Genomic DNA, 1,556 nt, shown 5'->3' with positions numbered 1-1,556 from the left:
CCAACAATTATCTATGCGACTTCATGTCGCACCCACGGCGTGTCCAGGTGGTGGATGGCCACCGCCCTGCGCTGGGCGTTCACGCCCGTTCCGAGCATCGAGGTCGAGCCGAACAGCACACGCACATATCCCTCGTTCATCGCTTCGATCACCGCTTTCCTTGACTTCTCGCTCTTGCATTCCTGTATGAAGCGTATCTCGTGTGCCGGTATGCCGTGGTCTTCCACCAGCTTGCGCTTTATCTCGGTATATACGCTCCATTGTCCCGACTGGTACGTCCCCAGGTCCGAAAACACGAACTGCGTTCCTTTCTGTGCATCATACCTGCGGTAGTATTCCGCTATCATCCTTGCGCAGTGGCTCGCCTTGTTGTCCGGGTGGTCTTCATACGCCGGGTCTATCATGCGCATGTCCAGTGCCATCTTCCTTGCGTAGTCCGTGGCGATGAGCATCTTCGCCTTTTCCTCCGTTTCCGACAGCTTTCCGCGTCCCAGCAGCGTGGCGTCGCCCGTCTTGGCAAATTCCATCAGCCGTTTGATGAAATGTTCCTGGTCGGGCGTGGGAGGTATGTTGTGCAATATCTCGTTCTTGTGCGGACGGTCCACGCCCACATCCTCTGCCGTGCGGTAGTCCGTTATCTCGTTGTAGAACGCCGCCAGCTCCGGCACCTTGATGAAGTAGCGGAAGCGTTCCTTCTGTACGATGTTGTTCGTCACATTGAACTCAAAATCCGTCGTCTTCTTTGCGAAGATTGCCGCCCATGCGTCAAAGCATCGGATGTCCTGCCTTTCCAGCTCCTTAGGGCGCAGGTACTTGAAAAGCAGGTACAGCTCCGTCAGCGAGTTGCTGATGGTCGTGCCCGACAGGAACGTCGCCCCCAGATCCTTTCCCGTCCGCTCCTGAATGGTGCGGATGGCAAACAGGAGGTTCAGTGCCTTCTGGCTGCCTTCCGAGTTGCCCAGACCCGCCACACGGTCATGCCTTGTGTTGAATGTCAGGTTCTTGAACTGGTGCGACTCGTCCACGAAGATGTGGTCGATGCCCATCTGCCTGAAGTCCACCACATCGTCCGTCCTCGACTTTATCGCATGTTCCACCTTCTCCAGCTTGGCCTGCAGGTTGAACTAGCGTTTCTCCAGTCCCTTCAGCATCGCACGCGACACGTCCTTGCCCTGCGAGCGCAGCACTTCCAGATTTTCCTCTACCGTATCCAGCTCCGCCTGCAATATCCGCTGCTGCAGCTCCGGCGACTGCGGTATCTTCCCGAACTGGTCGTGGCTCATGATGATGCAGTCCCAGTCGTTGTTCCGTATGTCGTTGAAGAAGCGTACCCTACCGGATGCGGCAAAATCCTTTTCCGAGGCATACAGCACTCTTGCGTTGGGATATGCCGTGCGGTAGCATTCGGCTATCTCCCTTACATTCGCCTTCAGTCCGATAATCATCGGCTTGTGTACCAGCCCCAGACGCTTCATCTCGTGCGCTGCCACGCACATGATCAGCGTCTTGCCGGTTCCAATGGCTAAGCACAATGCGCCTTTCTTCCCTTTATGGAA

1 pseudogene is annotated in these 1,556 nt (G+C 56.2%); it reads right to left on the bottom strand.

The features are described from left to right. Window positions 1–11 precede the first annotated feature (11 nt). Window positions 12–1,556 (bottom strand): annotated as a pseudogene (locus tag DXA74_RS15920) (DNA methylase); the annotation flags it as partial.

The sequence above is a fragment of the Bacteroides sp. OF04-15BH genome, from assembly GCF_003477995.1.
Classification (GTDB): domain Bacteria; phylum Bacteroidota; class Bacteroidia; order Bacteroidales; family Bacteroidaceae; genus Paraprevotella.
Note: the sequence above shows the minus strand (reverse complement) of the source record. Positions and strands in the feature narration are given on the sequence as shown.